14 protein-coding genes and 1 pseudogene are annotated in these 19501 nt (G+C 52.8%); 11 read left to right on the top strand and 4 right to left on the bottom strand.

The genetic code is table 11. From position 1 onward, the window contains the following. Positions 1-392: 392 nt before the first annotated feature. A complete protein-coding gene (locus tag E1162_RS15340; RefSeq protein ID WP_155132860.1) occupies positions 393-1649 on the top strand; it encodes a porin in 1257 nt (418 codons plus the stop codon). Positions 1650-1867: 218 nt separating this feature from the next. On the opposite strand, the pseudogene mutL reads toward E1162_RS15340, so the two are convergent. Then, positions 1868-3801 (bottom strand): annotated as a pseudogene (gene mutL, locus E1162_RS15335) (DNA mismatch repair endonuclease MutL). Positions 3802-3985: 184 nt separating this feature from the next. Here mutL and E1162_RS15330 point away from each other — a divergent pair. After that, a complete protein-coding gene (locus E1162_RS15330; protein WP_155132857.1) occupies positions 3986-4852 on the top strand; it encodes a TIGR01459 family HAD-type hydrolase in 867 nt (288 codons plus the stop codon). Between the two features lie 183 nt (positions 4853-5035). On the opposite strand, the gene E1162_RS15325 is transcribed toward E1162_RS15330, so the two are convergent. Next, positions 5036-5683 carry a protein phosphatase CheZ gene (locus E1162_RS15325; protein WP_155132854.1) on the bottom strand — a complete coding sequence of 216 codons (648 nt, stop codon included), beginning with the start codon at positions 5681-5683 and terminating at the stop codon, positions 5036-5038. A gap of 124 nt (positions 5684-5807) precedes the next feature. After that, positions 5808-6191, bottom strand: coding sequence for a response regulator (locus tag E1162_RS15320; RefSeq protein ID WP_155132851.1), 384 nt, complete (start codon positions 6189-6191; stop codon positions 5808-5810). Between the two features lie 271 nt (positions 6192-6462). Here E1162_RS15320 and E1162_RS15315 point away from each other — a divergent pair, with 271 nt between their 5' ends. The 9 genes from E1162_RS15315 (at position 6463) to E1162_RS15275 (ending at position 17961) form a co-directional block, all read left to right on the top strand. Beyond that, positions 6463-6909, top strand: a complete 447-nt coding sequence (locus E1162_RS15315) for a MaoC family dehydratase (RefSeq protein WP_155132848.1) — start codon at positions 6463-6465, stop codon at positions 6907-6909. Positions 6910-7035: 126 nt separating this feature from the next. Further along, positions 7036-8031, top strand: a complete 996-nt coding sequence (locus E1162_RS15310) for a bifunctional riboflavin kinase/FAD synthetase (RefSeq protein ID WP_155132845.1) — start codon at positions 7036-7038, stop codon at positions 8029-8031. 40 nt (positions 8032-8071) lie between these two features. Beyond that, positions 8072-9052, top strand: a complete 981-nt coding sequence (locus E1162_RS15305; RefSeq protein WP_155132842.1) for a DMT family transporter — start codon at positions 8072-8074, stop codon at positions 9050-9052. 208 nt (positions 9053-9260) lie between these two features. Beyond that, on the top strand, positions 9261-10223 hold the full coding sequence (locus E1162_RS15300; protein WP_155132839.1) for a DMT family transporter: 963 nt from the start codon (positions 9261-9263) through the stop codon (positions 10221-10223). A gap of 393 nt (positions 10224-10616) precedes the next feature. Continuing rightward, positions 10617-13541: an isoleucine--tRNA ligase gene (gene ileS, locus E1162_RS15295; RefSeq protein WP_155132836.1), complete on the top strand. Its 2925-nt coding sequence runs from the start codon at positions 10617-10619 to the stop codon at positions 13539-13541. 41 nt (positions 13542-13582) lie between these two features. Continuing rightward, a complete protein-coding gene (gene lspA / locus E1162_RS15290; RefSeq protein WP_155132833.1) occupies positions 13583-14083 on the top strand; it encodes a signal peptidase II in 501 nt (166 codons plus the stop codon). Between the two features lie 193 nt (positions 14084-14276). Next, positions 14277-15062 carry a hypothetical protein gene (locus E1162_RS15285; protein WP_155132830.1) on the top strand — a complete coding sequence of 262 codons (786 nt, stop codon included), beginning with the start codon at positions 14277-14279 and terminating at the stop codon, positions 15060-15062. Between the two features lie 152 nt (positions 15063-15214). Beyond that, positions 15215-16630 carry a M16 family metallopeptidase gene (locus tag E1162_RS15280; RefSeq protein WP_371311968.1) on the top strand — a complete coding sequence of 472 codons (1416 nt, stop codon included), beginning with the start codon at positions 15215-15217 and terminating at the stop codon, positions 16628-16630. Further along, the gene (locus E1162_RS15275; RefSeq protein WP_155132827.1) at positions 16627-17961 is read left to right on the top strand and encodes a M16 family metallopeptidase; all 1335 of its coding nucleotides are present in this window, start codon (positions 16627-16629) and stop codon (positions 17959-17961) included. Before E1162_RS15280 ends, E1162_RS15275 begins: the two co-directional genes overlap by 4 nt. A gap of 26 nt (positions 17962-17987) precedes the next feature. Here E1162_RS15275 and E1162_RS15270 read toward each other — a convergent pair whose 3' ends face one another. Beyond that, positions 17988-19325 carry an EAL domain-containing protein gene (locus E1162_RS15270; RefSeq protein WP_257099040.1) on the bottom strand — a complete coding sequence of 446 codons (1338 nt, stop codon included), beginning with the start codon at positions 19323-19325 and terminating at the stop codon, positions 17988-17990. Between the last annotated feature and the right edge of the window lie 176 nt (positions 19326-19501).

The raw sequence follows: 19501 nt of genomic DNA, 5'->3' as shown, positions 1-19501 counted from the left end.
CATAAACGACCAAATCACCCCTGATCGCCAGAACTAATGTTTTCCCAAATCGGCGCATGATTCAAATCAGCGAGTGTAAGAAGCTGTAAACCAACAATAACAAGGCCTTAATTCCCACAGCTTCGCCCTTATTTTTTACTTGTAACGATTACGTAGTTTCCAACAAAACCGTTGCAGGAATGAAACAACTTTGCCAACCGTCCCCATAACTCTGCGTTATTTTCTGCGTTTCAGTTGATAAAGTTCGAGTCGAATGCAATCAATGACGTCAGGGAATTCGCGTTTTTGAATAAAACCCAAGTACAGATATGACATTCATAAAGTCATTACTTAGTAATTGTGTCAATAAACTTTTAGTGGGGGGTTAGTGTCCCCTATTCAGGAGTCGGACTATGCGCAAATTAATTCAAGGCGCGGCAGCGCTTCTAATGGGTGCCTCTCCGGTCTATGCAGCTGATCTCCCTGTTGCACCGGAACCAGTAGAATACGTTCAGATTTGTGACGCCTACGGTCGAGGCTACTTCTTCATTCCTGGTACTGATACCTGCTTGCGGATCAGAGGCCGTGTTCGTGCTGAATACCGCTTCCGCAACTTCGGTAGTGAACCAAATGGCTGGACAGATCGTGATCTGAACGGTACCGAAACCCGCGGTCGTGCATACCTGAGAATGGATGCTCGTACTCAGACTGAATATGGCCTCCTGCGTGCCTATATCGATGTTTATTGGACATCTGATACGCAACCAGCTGGCTCTATCCTGTCCTCCGCAGTCGGTACGACACTTGACGGTGCATTCATCCAGTTCGGCGGCCTAACTGTTGGTCGGACCCAGTCGTTCTTCGACTTCTGGACCGGTTATGCATATGGCTCCATCAACACCGTAGCTTACTCTGACCGTAAGACATGGGTTGCGGGTTATACAGCGGACTTCGGCAACGGCTTCTCCTCCTCTCTGGCGATTGAAGATCGTTCCTTCCGCAACGAAAACCTCTTCGCAGGTACTTACCTGAACTCAACCGGCTTTGCTCAAGGTTATGGCGGCACTCGTTGGCCTAGCTTGGTCTTGAACTTCCGCGTTGACCAAGGTTGGGGTAGTGCTCAGATCATGGGTGCGATCTCCGAAGTCCGTTACCTTGACTCTCTAGGTTCTGGTGATGTGGGCTGGGCAATCGGTGCCGGTGTTGAAGTTAACCTCGGTTGGCTTGGTGACAGCCAGTTCGCCCTTCAGGGTGACTACGGTCAGGGCGCAATCGACTACGTGAACTCCAGCTGGGATCAGCGGGCGATTGCCATCGGTACAACCAACTTCCGCATCCCGACTGATGCTTCTACAACAACCGGAACCGTTAAGCGCGGTGATGGCATGACCGAAGCATGGTCGATTGAAGGTGGTATCTACACCGAATGGACCCCAGAGTGGAACACAGCGTTCCAGGCTTCTTACGCTCAGGCTGACTTCGACCGTCTTCCAGACATCGATCAGTTCGACGTAATCGGTAAAATCGGCTGGACCCCGGTTGATGGTTTCGAAATCGGTACAGAAATCGAATACCGTTACATCGACTACACCGACATCAAGACACGCGATACCCGCCTCACAGAGCGTGATGAAGTTATCGTCGTGATCCGTGCTCAAAGGGACTTCTGAGGCCACTACTTAGAACCCGTCGACCGCGCCTTTCACAAGGCGCGGTCGAAAACGTTTAGAAGCAGTATTTCAATGAGGCCCTTAACGGGGCTTTTTTATTGGCTGCTAGAGTGTGCGGCTGGGTAGTAGCGCTCTGGACATGGGCCTACAGGCCTCACCTTCGGCGCCCTTCCATCAAGAACTAGCTAAATTAGCAAATTTAGCTAAAGGCAGCGCCTCTAGTCTCTTCCGAACAACCGTTCGATGTCTGTGAGTTTGAGCTTGATCCAAGTCGGGCGACCATGGTTGCACTGACCGGAAAGCGGCGTCGCCTCCATTTCCCGCAACAGCGCATCCATTTCCTCAGAGCGCATACGCCGACCAGAACGCACAGAGCCGTGGCAAGCCATAGTAGCGGCGACATGATCCAGCTTATCGCGCAGTCGGGATGAACTTTCCCATTCAACAAAGTCATCTGCCAGATCGCGCACGAGTTTTTTGATCGCCAAATTCTTTAGCATTGCCGGAATTTCGCGAACAATAACCGCTCCCGGACCAAAGCGCTCCAGAACTAGGCCAAGCTCTTCAAGCTCGGCAGCGCGTTCATCCAAGGCTCCGACATCATCTTCGGGCATCTCAACGACTTCTGGAATTAGAAGCATCTGGCGCGGCACCGCGTTTTGGGCGAGTGCTCTTTAAGGCGTTCATAAACAAGACGTTCGTGGGCTGCGTGCTGATCGACGATGACAATACCATCTTCAGTCTGGGCAATAATGTAAGTCTCGTGGATCTGCGCCCGTGCAGCGCCCAGCGGATTTGCCAGCGCCTCGACATCATCTCTAATTTCGTCAAACGCCCGCGCATCTGCAGATGGCTGAACGAAACTCTGATGCTGGGTTCCTGCTTCCGACGCACCAAAATCAAATGAAAGCCCGCTTGAACCGGATGGCTCCATGGGCATCACGAATTCACTCTGATGCTCGTTGAAGCCGTGCATAGCCTCAGGTTCACCAACAGGCCTGCTTTCAGAGCGCTGCCAGTCGTAGTTCCTATTTTCAGTGCGTGGCGGCGTATATCCGCTTGAGGACACACCGCTATGCGTGCGCATGTTTTGCGCCGCACCGCCCATTGGCCGGAAACTATTCATAGCCGCTTGGGTATTGGCGGAGGATGCACGGTGCCCTGCCACCACAAAGGCGTGGCGGAGCGCACCAATCAGCAAACCGCGTACGAGCTGACCATCCCTAAAGCGCACATCAGCCTTGGCAGGATGCACGTTTACGTCCACATGGTGCGGGTCGAGATCAATGGAAAGAACCGCAACAGGGTAGCGATCTCGCGCCAAAACGTCGGAGTACGCGCCCTTCAGTGCTCCCAGCAGCATTTTATCGCGCACTGGACGACCATTTACGAAGAAGAACTGGTTCTGGGAGTTCGCACGGTGGAAGGTCGGCAAGCCGGCAAAGCCTGTTAGGCGTACCCCTTCCCTCTCGGCGTTAATTTCCAAGGCGTTCTCTGTGAAGTCGGGACCCAAGATCTGCCCGATGCGAGCAAGATGAGCGTTCTCGCCAGTGCAAGCTGGATAGTCCAGCGTACGGCGGTCGGAACCGGACAGAGAAAAGCGCACGTTCGGGTTTGCCAGCGCCACACGCTTGATAACATCCGTAATAGCAGAGGCTTCAGCGCGGTCTGTCTTTAGAAACTTTAATCGGGCAGGAACGGAGAAGAAGAGATCGCGCACCTCAACACGGGTACCGCGGTTAAACGAAGTCGGCTCGGGATCACCGGTCTGACCGCCTTCTACATCAATCTTCCATGCATGCTCTTCGCTCTCATGGGCCGTTGTGATGGTCAGACGGGCGATAGAGCCGATAGACGGCAGCGCTTCACCACGAAAACCCATGGTGCGGATGTTCATTAGGTCGTCTTCAGGCAGCTTGGAGGTACAGTGGCGGCGCACAGCAAGGGCCAAATCCTCATGCGTCATGCCCGATCCGTTGTCGGTCACGCGCATCAAGGTTTTACCACCAGCAGCCGTTACCACTTCAATACGGGTCGCTCCCGCATCCACCGCGTTTTCAACCAACTCTTTGATTACACTTGCAGGGCGCTCGATTACCTCGCCCGCTGCAATTTTGTTAATTGTGGTATCGCTGAGCTGTCTAACTCTCATGGTGTCTCCAAGTTGCAGCGGCTCGTTGGTGCAAACGGTCTCTGGACAAAGACCTATCACCTGCCCTAAGAGAATGGTGTTCAAACCTACGATTTGTAGACGTTTACCCGCATGTTTTGTGTTTGGCCTAACGGTCTGCGCATTGCAAGTCTCCTACCTGCTTGTTCCCAAGGACTCAAAACGTATGCCCCAGATTCCTGTCATTCACGGAGTGTCCCAGATTGCAGAGCAATATGACGCTCTCCTTTGCGATGTATGGGGCGTGCTGCATAACGGTTTGAGCGCTTTCGAACCTGCCAAGGATGCCCTGCAGCGGTATAGAGAAGAAACGGGAAAGCCCGTTGTACTGCTCACCAATGCACCAAGGCCGAACCATGCTATAGAAGAACACCTAGCTTCCATGGGTATCACCCGTGACAGCTTCGATGCCATTGTCACATCTGGCGATGTGGTTCGCGCTGATCTGGAAAAGCAGCCAGAGCCGAAAATCTATCACATCGGACCAGAGCGAAACCGGTCACTGTTTCGTGGGCTTTCCTACGAAATCTGCGATGAAGAGACCGGGGAAGTGATCGTCTGCACAGCCTTAAACAACCGCAATGCTGAAGAGCCGGAAGACTACCGCCCTCTATTCGAGCGTCTATTGGCTCGTGATCTCACCTTTGTCTGCGCCAATCCGGATATTGTTTCCCACGAAGGAGAAAAACTCGTCTGGTGCGCCGGTTCTCTCGCGCGCCTTTACGCGCAAATGGGCGGCAAGACCCTGATTATGGGTAAGCCTTTCGCGCCGATCTACGATGCAGCGCTTGCAAAAATCAACGAGCTTGCAGGAAAGCCTGTCGCCAAAGATCGTGTTCTTGCCATTGGTGATGGCATGCCAACCGATATCAAGGGCGCGAACGCGATGGATATTCCGGTACTCTTCATCAGCAACGGCATTCACGCTCTGGAATATGGCAGCGTCGATAATCCGGATATTGGGAAGGTGGAAGAGCGGTTTAAGCAGGAAGGCATGAACGCGGCTGCGTTACTGCCATCTTTGCGCTGGTAAAGCCCCTGTCCTTTACTGGCAGCACAAGCTTTAACCTATGCAGGTAGGCTTCGGGTTCATGGCACGAGGCCCTATCTCGCACTTAAAACCGAAGAGCGGCTAAGGGTTCTGCTGTGCGGCTCTTTAGCGGCCACTTTCTTCGCAGGCAAGCTGCGGCACCTATGCAGAACACTTTAGCGTTCGTTATCCGAATAGTTTGTCGATATCGTCTTGGCTTACGCCCTGGCCATCAAGCTGCGGACCATGCAAGATAAGCTCACGCGCACGCTTTTCTTCCGCAGTTTCCTCTGGCCCCTCATCCACTTCCTCTTCAGGACGTAGACGAACTTGCTCGATAAACTCGCTTACGCGATCATCAATGAAGTTGAGCGTTGAGATAACACGGGAAATGCGCTGACCTGTGATGTCCTGAAACGCGCAGGCTTCAAAAATTTCCATCACCTGAGCATTTACGGTTTGCTGGTAGGCTTCGATATCACTTGGATCGGCCGCCATAATAGACTCAGCCGCTTCCATAATGGTGTTTGTTGCCTCTTCCGTCGCATTAACAATCGCATCAAGCTCTTGCCCTGCTTCAGGAATACGGCTGTGCTTCATATCAGAAACACGCAGCTTCTTGATTTCCTGCTTCATGCGGGCAATCTCGAAGGCAATCGCCATCATCTCTTCAGTTATGTCAGGCTTTGTTTCCATAACAACTTCAGAGAGAGAGTCGGCCATAACTTCGGCCAGCCGCATCACGTCGTTTAGAGAAACTTCCGAGGTGCGGTTCCTGTTTTCCTCCAAGAACTCAATGACGTTTTGAAGGTCGATTTTTTCTAATGCCTCCATAGCACTATCTCACAATTCATGTTGTGGACCGCTTACGGGCAGCAGACAAAGGGCTAGCATTCGGCCGCACAAAATAGCGCGACCGCCCGTAAGTCAGTTAAAATCGCTTTCCTAGGAAAACAGATTAATCAGCAAAAACCGCTTCGATTTTGCCCTTCAACGTCTGTGCGTTAAACGGCTTCACGATGTAGTTGTTAACGCCAGCCTTCTTAGCGGCAATAACGTTTTCGGTCTTTGATTCGGCCGTTACCATGATGAACGGCGTCTTGCAGAGCGCAGGGTCCTGACGCACCTGTTTCAACAGTTCGTAACCGGTCACAGGCTCCATATTCCAGTCGGAAATTACCAAGCCATAACGGCGCTGCTTCATCTTCTCGTAAGCTTCCTGACCGTCAGCTGCGTCGTCGATGTCATTAAAGCCTAACTGCTTCAAAAGATTACGAATAATCCTAATCATGGTCTTATAATCATCGACTACCAAGATTGGCATCTGAAGATCGACAGCCATGTAAAACTCCATACCTAGGTCTGGACCGATCGCCCAAAACTTACAAGCAAAACTAAATCAAACTGGATAGGCCAATTTACGCTCTCAGAGCTATCGGCAAAATCTCAGACATGACCCCACTCACATGGCAGAATTAACCTCCCTAGTTAAAGGTTAGGTTAATTTTACAATGCAGCGGGCTATTCTATCTGCTTAGTTGTCCAAAACCTTAAGGCTAGTTTATTCTTAACAGGATTTTGCAGTTTTAAGGATATTATAAGGGGCAGTCCGCATGTTGCAGTTGCGCACCCTCGCATTTGAAGACCTTCATATTGGAATGGAAGAAGCGTTTACCAAGCATATTAGCGCTCAAGACATTGTTGGTTTTGCCGAGGTTTCAGGGGATCGTAATCCCATCCATCTTTCAGAGCATTTTGCCGCAAAAACACCTTTCAAGAACCGTATCGCTCACGGGCTTTATACAGCCAGCCTGATTTCCGCTATTCTTGGCACCCGCTTACCGGGTCCGGGTGCCATCTATCTTTCCCAAAGTCTTAAGTTCAAAGCACCTGTTTACATCGGCGATGATGTATTGGTGAAGGTTACAGTAACCGACCTTCGCGTTGAAAAGTGTCATGCCACTTTACGCTGCGAGTGCTTTACGGGCGAAACTCTGGTTCTTGAAGGGGAAGCAACTGTTAAAGTTCCCTCAAGAGTTGATATAGATGTTCCGCTTTAAGGCTTAATAACCGCGCGAGCGACTATTTTTCTCTTCTGAATTGGAGTAGGCATGGTTCCGTCTGCGCTCCGGTTCAGGAGAAGGCAAGTCTTGCGGTAATCAAACGGGTAAAAACGGACGCTCTATATGGCCCCTCAGGCGACCAACGACAGACCATTTTGCATTTTGAATGACCTTTCGAACGTGCCGGAAAGTCTGCGCGGCGGCGTAGTTGCTATTGGCAATTTCGATGGTGTTCATCGTGGCCACAGGGCTGTTTTGGAGCTGGCTATTAAAGATGCGCGAGAAGCTGGTGTACCGGTTCTCGCCATGACGTTTGAGCCGCATCCGCGCACGTTCTTTTGCCCAGATAAGCCTGTTTTCCGTCTTACTCCTGCCCATGCAAAGGCGGAGATTATGGAAGCCATTGGTATCGACGGCCTCGTAGAGGTTGCCTTTGCCGCAGACTTTGCTGGCATGAGTGCCGAAGACTTTGTAAAAGACATACTTGTTGACCAGCTTGGCATTAGCCAAAGCATCACCGGCTACGACTTCCACTTTGGCAAAGCGCGTCAAGGCACACCTGAGTTTCTTCAGGATGCTGGAAAACGCCATGGCTTTAATGTCGAAATCGTTGGCGCACAGCGTGACGAAGGCGACAATGTTGTTTCCTCCAGCCGTATTCGCGCAGCGCTTGCGGAAGGAGATATGCCTCTTGCTAACGGTTTGCTCGGCTACCGTTACTTTGTAGAGGCAACGGTACAGCACGGCGATAAGCGTGGCCGCCTTTTGGGCTACCCGACTGCGAACCTGCGCCTTGCTGACAACTGCACCTTGAAGCAGGGTATCTACGCCGTTCGCGTTGTTGTTGACGGTGTAGTTTATGACGGCGTTGCAAGCTTTGGTCGCCGTCCGACCTTTGATGATGGTGCGACGCTCTTTGAAGTTCATCTGTTTGACTTTGAAGGCGATCTCTACGACAAGACTCTAAGGGTCGGTGTGATCGGATACATTCGAGAAGAAATGAAATTCGATGGCCCGGAAGCCCTGATAAAACAGATGGATCAGGACAGTATGGAAGCTAGAGCGATGATCGCCTCCATGCGCCCGCTGTCTGATCTCGATACAGCTCTTTATCCTTAAGGTCCTGCACGGCGCAGTGCCTTTTTAGGCGACAACAAAAATGAAAACGAACGTCTCCACCGCTGGAGCTGGCCCTTGGTCTAGCCCCACGGTTCAAGGTGCTGTGCTTGCAATTATCGGTTTCCTCATGCTGTCGGGAACCGACGGTATCGTCAAATACCTTGGCGCGCACTTCTCACCGCTTACTATTTCGCTTGTGCGCTTCTTCATTCACGCATTGATTATCGTGATTGTAGCGCCGTTCTATGGCCGCTCTCTAGCCAGCCTCCTGCGAGAGTTTACTTGGGTGCAGGTGCTGCGCGGTACGCTGCTTTCCATCGGCTCCATCATGATGGTCATCGGCTTGAAGTACATTCCGATTACCGACGCTATTGCCATTTTCTTCGTTCAGCCGATGGTGCTGACTGTTCTGTCTGTCATCTTCTTGAAGGAGCAGGTCGGCATGCATCGTTGGGCAGCTGTTGTTGGCGGTCTTATCGGTGTGATTATTGTGATGCGTCCCGGTTCCGGCATGTTCGGCTACTACGCCCTGCTGCCGTTCGGCTGCGCTGTAACCTTCGCCACCTATTTGATGGTCAACCGCCTTTACTCCGGCAGAGCGACCCAGCTTGGCATTCAGTTCTCGGCAGGTCTTTCCGGCGCAATGGTTTTGCTGCCGGTGAGTATCATCGCCTACTACCTCGACATTGGCGGCCCGATCTACGAACCGTCCGTTGTTGAGGCTCCGTTCTGGCCGGTGATGTGGCTTGTGGCTCTTGGCGGCGTTGCCGTTCTTGGTCACGTTGCTTTGGTAAAAGCGTTCGAGCGTGCACCAGCCTCGCTCCTCGCCCCGCTGAATTACATTGATATTCTCTCAGCAACGGCCATGGGCTACTTCTTCTTTTCCGAGGTGCCGGATCTCACCGCTTGGATCGGTATTACGCTCATCGTTTTGTCCGGCCTTTACCTTGGCCACCGTGAACGACTTGCTGCAAAGCGCGCTCGTGCAGAGCAGTTGGCAGCGCTTTCGGGCGGCGAATAATTACATGAAACGGGTGTGCGCGCAGGCGCGCGCATACCACCTTTCCTTAAGTCACCGCAGAACATAACCAAACCCAATTGAACCGCGCCCCCTGCCCGCCTTTCGGCAGTGGGGATAGGGGCCCACCTGCGGCAATTGGTGATATATCCTCGCAAATCCAAAAGGCAGTAAGCCTGCAACAAAACCTCAAGTAGAAATCACTGCGTCCATGTCCCAAATGACTTCTAGTGCAGCAGCGGTGCGCCCGTCTTCTGTTGCGTTGCAGGGCATCCTGCTTATGACGATTGCCATGCTTCTCGGGCCGATTATCGATGGCATCGCCAAGTACCTGACCTACTTCTACGCGCCTGTTTTGGTTGCGTTTTTGCGCTATGTCGGTCAGGGCTTTCTGGCGTTGTGCGTTGCGCTTGCTTTGAGAAAAGATATCCTCGCCTTGCTGCGCGAGTTTGATATGGGCCAGTTCTGGCGCGGTGCATGTATTGCACTGTCTTCCGTCTTCTTCTTTGTGGCGCTCAAATACGTTCCACTGGCAGACGCGATTGCGATCTTCTTCGTGCAACCGCTTATTCTTACAGCGCTTTCCGCTGTCGTCTTGAAAGAGAAGGTAGACGCAAAACGTTGGGGTGCAGTGGTCGTTGGCCTTATTGGCGCGATGGTTATCATCCAGCCGGGTACCGGGGCGTTTAGCGCTTATTCGATCCTTCCGGTTATTGCCGCCACGTTCTTCGCCGTTTATCTGCTTCTTACCCGCAGGTTGTCGGGTCAGGGAACTGTGCTTGGCGTACAGATCTCCACCAGCATTGCCGGTCTGTTGGCCCTTGCACCAATTCTGATCGTCGGCACCATGACCGACTACGATCTGGCGATCTGGACCACACCAAGCCTTGAACACCTTTGGGCAATCCTTGCTCTTGGCTTTGTGTCCTTGTCAGCGCACGGCATCATCATTCTTGCGTTTGATCGGACACCTGCGTCGGTTCTCGCCCCGCTCAACTACGTTTCAATCGTCAGCGCGACGATCTTCGGCGTTGTGGTGTTTGGCGACTGGCCGGAACCAACGGTATGGATAGGCGTTTCCCTTATCATCGCTGGCGGTATCTACATTGCCTACTCCACGCGTGATGCGATTGATGCACGGCAAGACGACATTCCGCCAATGCCGGCTGAATAAATAAAAAGCCTATGAGAAACTGCGCAGTTACAGGCTCTTATTGTCGTGAAGACAGGAGATCCTGCAATTTTTCGCAGTTTCTCTTTTCCCCCTCTTTATTCCGTGCGGAAGCACTGTTAAAAGCTCATCCCATGTTTTGCGCAGATGACACCTTGAACTGCCTTTTTTTGCAGGTCGGTAGCGGTGAAAGCCACCGCGCCTTGATAGCAAAAAGAGCAGCTATACGAATTACTTGCCCGGCCTTCGGCTGAGGCGCCCGAGTGAGCGCCCCGAGGGACCGGGATCTGTTTTAGCCTTTGCCGCTAAAACCTCTTGTCGTGTGCGCCCAAGACACATCATGGCGCAGTGCAAATTTTTAGGGCCAGTTGCAGCCCAAATTCATCGGATGAAACAATGACTGATAGCGCGACCCGAGATTACTCCGAGACGCTTAATCTCCCGAAAACCGACTTCCCTATGCGAGCTGGCTTGCCGAAAAACGAGCCAAAAATCCTCGAAAAGTGGGAGGAACAGAACCTTTACAAACGTCTTCGTGAAGCTTCTGCCGGTAAGCCGAAGTTCCTTCTGCATGATGGTCCTCCATATGCAAACGGCAACATCCACATCGGCCACGCGCTCAACAAGGTTCTGAAGGACATCGTTACCCGCTCCATGCAGATGCAGGGTTTTGATTCCAACTACGTTCCGGGCTGGGACTGCCACGGCCTTCCTATCGAATGGAAGATCGAGGAAGAGTACCGCAAAAAAGGCAAGAACAAAGACGCTGTTCCGATCAACGAATTTCGTAATGAATGCCGTGAGTTCGCGAGCAAGTGGATCGGCGTTCAGCGCGAAGAATTCAAGCGTCTTGGCATCGAAGGTGACTGGGAACACCCATACCTGACCATGAACTACGACAGTGAAGCTGTGATCGCTAACGAACTGATGAAGTTCGCTACATCCGGTCAGCTTTACCGCGGTTCCAAGCCTGTTATGTGGTCTATCGTTGAAAAGACCGCTCTGGCTGAAGCTGAAGTTGAATACCACGACCACGAATCCCACACCATCTGGGTGAAGTTCCCTGTTCTGACCGGCAATGAAGCGCTGGTTGGCAAGAACGTCGTGATCTGGACCACCACTCCTTGGACCATTCCTGCAAACCGCGCTGTTTGCTTCTCCAAGTCCATCAGCTACGGCATCTACAAGGTGACTGACGCTGCTGAAGACAACTGGGCGAAGGTTGGTGAAGAGTTCATTCTTGCTGACGATCTGGCAGCAGATGCGTTCAAGTCCGCTCGCGTTGAAGCATACGAGCGCGTTGGCGATGCTGACGTAAGCTCCGTTGAATACCTCGGCCACCCGTTCCGCGGCGTTGAAGGCACTGACGGTTACTACGACTTCTTCGTACCGATGGTTCCTGGTGACCATGTAACCGATGAAGCTGGTACCGGCTTTGTACACACTGCACCGGGCCACGGCGCAGAAGACTTCCAGGCTTTCCTTGATAACCGTGAAGTCTTTGCAAAGGCTGGCACCGAGCAGGTTCCGCTGACAGTGCAGGAAGATGGTTCTTACTATCCACATGTGCCGCTGTTCCAAGGCCACTACATCCTTGACCGCAAGGGCAAAGAAGGCTCCACCAACAAAGCAGTGATCGAAAAGCTGGTTGAAGTTGGCAAGCTGATGGCTCGCGGCCGCGTGAAGCACTCCTACCCGCACAGCTGGCGCTCTAAAGCTCCGCTCATCTTCCGCAACACGCCGCAGTGGTTTGTCTACATGGACAAAAACATCGAGGCTGAAGGTGACACCCTGCGCAAGCGCGCTCTCAAAGCGATCTCCGAAACCCGCTTCGTTCCAGCGTCTGGCCAGAACCGCATTCACAACATGATCGAATCCCGCCCTGACTGGGTTCTCTCCCGTCAGCGTGCATGGGGCGTGCCGATCACCGTATTCGTGAACAAGGAAACCGGCGAAGTTCTTAAGGACGAAGCTGTAAACCAGCGAATCTTTGACGCCTTCCAGAACGAAGGTGCCGATGCATGGTTTGAAGAGGGTGCCGCACAGCGCTTCCTTGGCGATGCATACGATGCAGCGAACTTCGAAAAGATCGACGACATTCTCGACGTTTGGTTCGACTCCGGCTCTACCCACGCGTTCTGCATGGAGCGTCGTGAAGACCTCGCTCCTAAGCGCAAGGGTCTGGGCGGCGAAGACTACGTTCTGTACCTCGAAGGCACCGACCAGCACCGCGGTTGGTTCCACTCTTCCCTTCTGGAAAGCTGTGGTACCCGTGGTCATGCACCATACGATGCAGTTCTGACCCATGGCTTCACCATGGATGAACACGGCCGCAAGATGTCCAAGTCTTTGGGCAACACTGTAGCGCCTCAGGACGTTATCAAGCAGTACGGCGCTGACATTCTGCGTCTGTGGGTTGGCTCTGTAGACTATGCGGACGATCAACGCATCGGTAACGAGATCATCAAAACCAACGTTGATGCATACCGCAAGCTGCGCAACACCCTGCGCTTCATGCTGGGCTCTTTGGGCCACTACAAGGGCGAAGAAATCGCCGTTGCAGACATGCCTGAGCTGGAACAGCTGATGCTGCACCGTCTGACACAGCTGGACGCGTTGGTTCGCAAGTCTTACGCAGACTTCGATTTCCGCCGTGTGTTCTCCGCTCTGTTCAACTTCATGACTGTTGAGCTCTCCGCATTCTACTTCGACGTTCGTAAGGACGCGCTGTACTGCGATCCGATCTCTTCTACCAAGCGCAAAGCAAGCCTTTATGTCATCGAACAGCTGTTCCGCCGTTTGGCAACATGGCTTGCACCGATCCTGCCATTCTCCGCTGAAGAATGCTGGACCTACCGCTACGGTGAAGGCGTCACCTCCATCCATCTGGAGCAGTTCGCTGAAACCCCTGCTGAATGGCGCAATGATGCGCTTGCAGCGAAGTGGGAAAAAGTTCGTAAGGTTCGCCGTGTAATCACCGGCGCACTGGAAGTTGAACGCCGCGAGAAACGTATCGGTTCTTCTTTGGAAGCTCATCCGGTAGTTTATGTGAGCGATCCTGAGCTGATGGCTGCTATGGATGGTCTCGACATGGCAGAAATCTGCATCACCAGCCAGATCTCCCTCAAGGGCGAAGCTGCACCTGAAGGTGCGTTCACTCTTGAAGAAGTGGCAAATGTTGGTGTTGTTCCTGCGCTGGCAGAAGGTACCAAGTGCGCACGCTCTTGGAAGATCCTTCCAGAAGTTGGCACTGACGCTCAGTACCCGGACATCACCCTGCGCGACGCGCAGGCAATGCGTGAACTAGAGGGTGCAGCCTAAGGGCTGCATCACTCCCAACGACTAGGCACATGGGGGCACAGTTGAAAGAACGCTGGCTTTGGGGTCGCTTCAGCCCCCTTGTTGCAACACTTGGCATTGTTGGCATGGCGATTGACCAGATCGTGAAGATCTGGGTCGTGCATATCTATGATATGGCCAACAACCCGCCAATCTCCCTTACTCCGTTCCTCGATATCATCCTTATCTGGAACAAAGGCGTGTCTTATGGCCTGTTCCAGCAGGACAGCACCTTTGGCCGTTGGGCACTGGCGCTGTTTACCATTGGCGCCGCTGTGCTGATTTGGGTGTGGGGCGTACGGACCAAGGACCGCTTGCTTGCGATTAGCCTCGGTTTGGTTCTAGCCGGAGCCATCGGCAACGGCATTGACAGACTTTACTACGGCAAAGTCGTGGACTTCGTTTACTTCAACTACGGCGACTTTTCTTGGTACGTCTTCAATCTTGCAGATGTGTGGATTGTGCTGGGTGCCGCTGGGTTGATTTTCGACAGTTTCTTTGGTGGTAAGCAACACCAAAAATAGCCCTATTTCAGCCGCAAAACGCTGTATATAGGGGATCATGGGCAAATCGGGAGCTTTAAGTCACTCTACCCTCCTAGAGTAACGTTGATTCCCGCTATAGAGTTATCCTCGCGCAAACCTTGGGTCGGTTTGCTGGCTGGCATGCTGCATTGGGGTCTATTCCTGCTGCTTTTGCAAAACAAGGAAGTTAGAAGTGCAAAATCGGATTGGTTCTTTTCTGCTGAAAACAACGGCTGTGGCCGCTATCTGTTTGGGCGCTGCTGGATGTTTGTCCGGCGATGCGTTTGACGACGGCGTGGAAAATGAGTCGCTTCTAACCGGTGAAGGTGGCCTTGTGGCTGGTATCGTTGACCGCATGGGTGGCAATGTTTCTGGTGTAAGCAAAAATAAAACGGCTCCGATTGACTATTCGGCTCGTGCTCCACTTGTGATGCCGCCGGATATGAACCGCCTGCCAACGCCTGATGAAAAGGCAATTGCAGAGCTTGCTGCCAACTGGCCTCAGGATACCCGCGATAAAGACCTTGCCGAGCTGCGTGAATTCTTCAAGACAGAAGACGGCAAGCCTATGACACCAGAACAGCTGGCTATGGCCCGCGAATTGGCGAAGAACATGCCAAAGCGCGAACGTAACCGTGCTGCAGAGCTTCGTGAACGTCAGCTGGCACAGGGCGAACGCATGACGCCAGAAGAACTGCGCCAGATGAGCAAGCAGTTCAAGGAAGCGAAAGCCAAAGTTTCCAACGACACCAAGTCCCTCTGTGAACTGAACGCAAAGACCGCGTCTGATCTCACCGCTTGTAAGCTTGAGCGTCGTTACCTCACCCAGCCGCCAGAGGGTTACAATAAACCTGTTGCAGGCTTTGAAATTGAAGCACCGGAAGTCGATAAAGCGACCGAGATTGCTGAGCGCCGTAACCAAGAGGCAATCATGGATGGCGCACCAATTGATATGAGCACCGGCAAAGCACGTCGCTGACGCTAGGTTGTTTCAAGCAGTATTCCACAAGCGCGGGTTTTACCCGCGCTTTTTTTATTTTCGACAAATTTCGCCAATAGTTTCACGCCGATTGAACACATTCCTGCGATATAAAAAGGAATGACTGCTTGAACTAAAAAGGATAAGCCCCTGTGCTCAAAGCCTCCAAACTTCTCAAGGGGTTGGTGCTAAGTACTCTTCTTGCATTCCCAACTCCGTTGCTCGCGGAAACTCCTCAAAAAGCTGATAGCACTGCTTTTGCGGATGTGAAGATCGGCCCCGACATCGCAACAAAGACGCTCGACAATGGCTTGCAGCTGGTGGTTATTCCTGACCATCGCGCACCGGTTGTTACTCATATGGCGTGGTACAAGGTCGGCTCTGCTGATGAAGCGCCGGGCAAGTCTGGCATCGCCCATTTTCTTGAGCATCTGATGTTCAAAGGAACCAGCAACGCTCCAGAAGGCGAATTTTCCGACATAATCGCTGAAGTTGGAGGGCAGGAAAACGCCTTCACCTCGACCGATTACACCGCCTACTATCAGCAGGTGGCAAAAGATCATTTGCCAACCATGATGAAGTACGAAGCTGATCGCATGGGCAATCTGGTTCTCACTGATGAGCAGGTTCTTCCAGAGCGTGAAGTAATTTTGGAAGAGCGCGCACAGAGAGTGGGGCAGAACCCGGGTGCAAAGCTTGCTGAGAGCTTTGACCAGATGATGTTTGTGAACCACCCTTACGGCACACCGATTATCGGCTGGGAAGACGAGATCAAGAAGCTGAACCGTGAGGATGCGTTCGCTTTCTACGACAAATACTACACCCCTAATAACGCCGTTGTTGTGGTTGCTGGTGATGTAACCATGGACGAAGTTCTGCCTATTGCGCAGGAAACATACGGCAAGCTTAAACGCCGTGCCGAACCGGGTGAACGTATCCGCCCGCAGGTCCAGCGCATTCCGGGTGAACGTGTAGCAACGCTAGAAGATGAACGTGTGGCCCAGCCATCGCTTCAAAAAGGCTGGCTTGTTCCTAGCACAGCAACAGCTGCCAAGGGTGAAGCAGAGGCCCTTGACCTTCTTTCCTATATTCTGGGCGGCGGTGCTAACTCCCGCTTTTATCAGCAGCTCGTTGTAGACAGCCAGAAGGCGACCAGCGCAGGCAGCTGGTACAACTCCGACACCTTGGACACGACCCAGTTCAAAATCTACGCCACACCGAGCGAAGGCGTACCTCTGGAAGAGGTAGAAGCTGATGCGCTTGCTATCGTGGCTGATGTTGCAGAAAACGGTGTGAGCCAAGCAGAACTAGAAAGAGCCAAGAAATCTATGCTGGCCGCCGCAATTTATGCGCAGGACAAGCAGAGTACCCTTGCTCGCGTTTTCGGTACAGCTTTGACGACTGGCGCAACGGTGGAAGAAGTTCAGACTTGGCCTGCCCGCATTGCGGCAGTGACCAACGATCAGATTAAGGCTGCTGCACAAAAGTACCTGACTGAAGAACCTCTCAGTGGCTATCTGCTACCTGCGAACTATGAAGAGCCAGAAGCGAAGGGAGACGCTCAATGACCAAAGCCGGTTTATTAGTAAGCCGTTCGGTTGCGCTTGTTAGTGGCGGTCTCATGCTTATGCTGAGCGTTGTTAGCGCTCAGGCAATCGAGATTCAGCGCGTTGTGAGCGATCAGGGGATCGAGGCGTGGCTGGTTGAAGATTACAGCGTGCCGATTGTTGCCATGGAGTATTCATTCCAAGGCGGCACCACGCAGGATGCCGACGACAAGCTGGGAGCGACCAACCTTCTTTCGACTATGCTGGATGAAGGTGCAGGAGAGTTGGACTCGCAAGCGTTCCAGCTAAAGCTTGAAGAGCTCACTATGAGCCTTGGCTTTAATGCGGGTCGGGATCGGTTCTACGGCTCCATGCGCACGCTTCAGGTCAATCTTCCAGAAGCGTTGGAAATGCTGACACTGGCGGTAAACGAGCCACGCTTTGACGAGGCTCCGCTTGAGCGTATGAGAGCGCAGGTTATTTCCGGCCTCAAACGCGAGGAAAAGCGGCCCCAGTCTATAGCAGGGCGCAAGTTCTCCGCGCTTCTATATCCAGACAGCCAATATGGTCGCCCAAGCAAGGGCACGGTGGAAAGCGTAGAAAAGTTGCAAGCAAGCGACCTCAAAGCGCAGCGCGACAAGCTGTTTGCAAGAGACGGTTTGAAGGTTGGTGTGGTTGGCGCAATCGACGCGGAGACCTTGAAAAAAGCGCTGGATCAGGTCTTTGCAAAACTGCCAGAGAAAACCCAACTGACCGAGGTTAAGAACGTTCTTCCGCTGGAAGGCAAGAGCGAGCGCGTTGATTTCGACACGCCTCAGACTACGATCCAGTTCGCTCTGCCCGGCCTGAAACGCGATGACCCGCAGTATATTCCTGCCTTTGTGATGAACCACATTCTGGGTGGCGGCTCATTCTCCTCCTGGCTCTATCAGGAAGTGCGTGAAAAACGCGGCCTAGCCTACTCCGTTGGCTCGTATCTTGTTCCCCTTGAACATACCGCTCTGCTGATGGGTTCAACCAGTACCCGTGCTGACAACGCTGACGAGGTGCTGAAGGTTATTGAAGAGCAGATGGTGAAGATGGGCGAAGAAGGCCCAACCGCTGAAGAGCTGGAGAAAGCCAAGGCTTACCTTACTGGCTCCTATGCTCTGAACTTTGATAGCTCTGGAGCAATTGCCCGCCAGCTGCTTGGTATCCAAAATGCTGGCCTTGGTATCGACTACATCAACAAGCGTAATGACTTGATTGATGACGTTACCCTTGAAGCAGTGCGGGAAGTTGCCCGTGATCTGTTTGCAGGTCAGGAACCATCCATCATGGTAGTGGGTCCGCAAACAGCGCCTAAGCAGTAAGTTTTGAAATGGTGTTGAGGCAGGCTCTAACTTGCCTCTGCCCTTCTCGGCGCTCTTGGCGACGGTGCGCCTTTTAGCACATCGGCTCTGACAGGACGCGGCGGCGAGAACAGATGCCCTTGAGCATTGCGAGTGTCCAAATCCAGAAGCTCGACCAGCGTCGCTTCCGTCTCCACATGATCGACAATCAATTCCATGCCGAACCGCTGTATCAACGCGCCGAAGTCGGACGGGTGAATATTGCCTTGCGCAAGGCTCTCATCCTGCATCAGCAAACGTGCCGCGTTGAGCTTGGCATAGCGGAAGCCTTTATCCGCCAGCGCTTTAAAGTCCATTCGCAGATCAGTGATGTGATCGATGGAAAAGCGGAAGCCGAGATCAGAAAGAGCAGCTAGGCTCTCGAACTCCAACAACCCCATTGAAGCAACATCGGCTTGTGTGAATTCGAATACGAGAAGGTCAGCGTAGCTCTCATTCGCCTTAACAAACTCAAGAAAACCGGGAAAGAAGCTCTCGTCCACAAGCGTGGCCGGAGAGAGATTGCAGAACAACCCCGCTTCTCTGTTCCGAGCCGACAAACGCTTGATGATCTGGAGCGAACGGAAAAGCTGAAGGTTATCGAGCGTGGCGATTTGTTTGATGCGGATAGCCTCGGCAAGAAACTCAACCGGTTCCAGCAGATCACCATCAAGTGTACGCAGGCGGGTCAACACTTCGTAAAACCGAACGCGGCGCTGAGGTAGGGTTACGATTGGCTGCAGGTATAGGTCTACCCGATTGGCGTCAATTGCAGCTCTAATCTCCGCTGCCAGTGCAGGGTTCGGCCTTTGAATGCGCGGCTCCGGGTAAACTGGCTGCTGGGTATACTGGCTGTGAGGCTGGGCTGTCTGGCCGGCTGGCTCTTGATATCCGCCAGAGTGAGGAGGCTGCTCATTGGGCGCTTCGAGGCGGTGTTGAGGCTGCGGCGGCAGGTGCATCTGCGGCTGCATATCGGAAACCCGCTGGTCTTCAAGGCGCGCTTCCATATCGGCCATAGCCTCGGCCATCTGTTTGACAAGTGAACCAATAACCTCGACCTCGGCAAACAGCGGGTCGATTTCTTCGCGTGTGCGTGCCGGAATATTGGTTTCAACGCCCGTTAAGCGGCCTTCCAGATTGGAAAGGTCTTCGTCGACTTCGCTAACGCGGTCTTCGAGCCTGTCCATCGCGTCGGAAAGGTTGTTTCTCTCAGAACCACGGGTGACAAGAAGATGAAGAACTGCGAGCAGACAGAACATCGCCACGGATATGGATACAGCTTCGCCCAGAGGTCTGGCGAACTGATAAACCAGCACCATACCGCAGGACCCTGCGATGATCATCATGCAGAAAATTATAAATATGCTCGCCGCGCGCGTCATGAACCTTATGAATTTGTTATTCGAATCATGCTGTCCGGCTACAATCTTGCCGCATTTGGGCAGCTAAGCCCAACGGGATACTTGTCTAATTTCGGCTAATTCGCCGGTTGTCCCCTGTAAGATTACCTAGTGCCTACCAA

Source organism: Pseudovibrio flavus (genome assembly GCF_009711345.1).
Lineage (GTDB): Bacteria > Pseudomonadota > Alphaproteobacteria > Rhizobiales > Stappiaceae > Pseudovibrio > Pseudovibrio flavus.
This window is presented reverse-complemented; position numbering and strand designations above follow the sequence as displayed.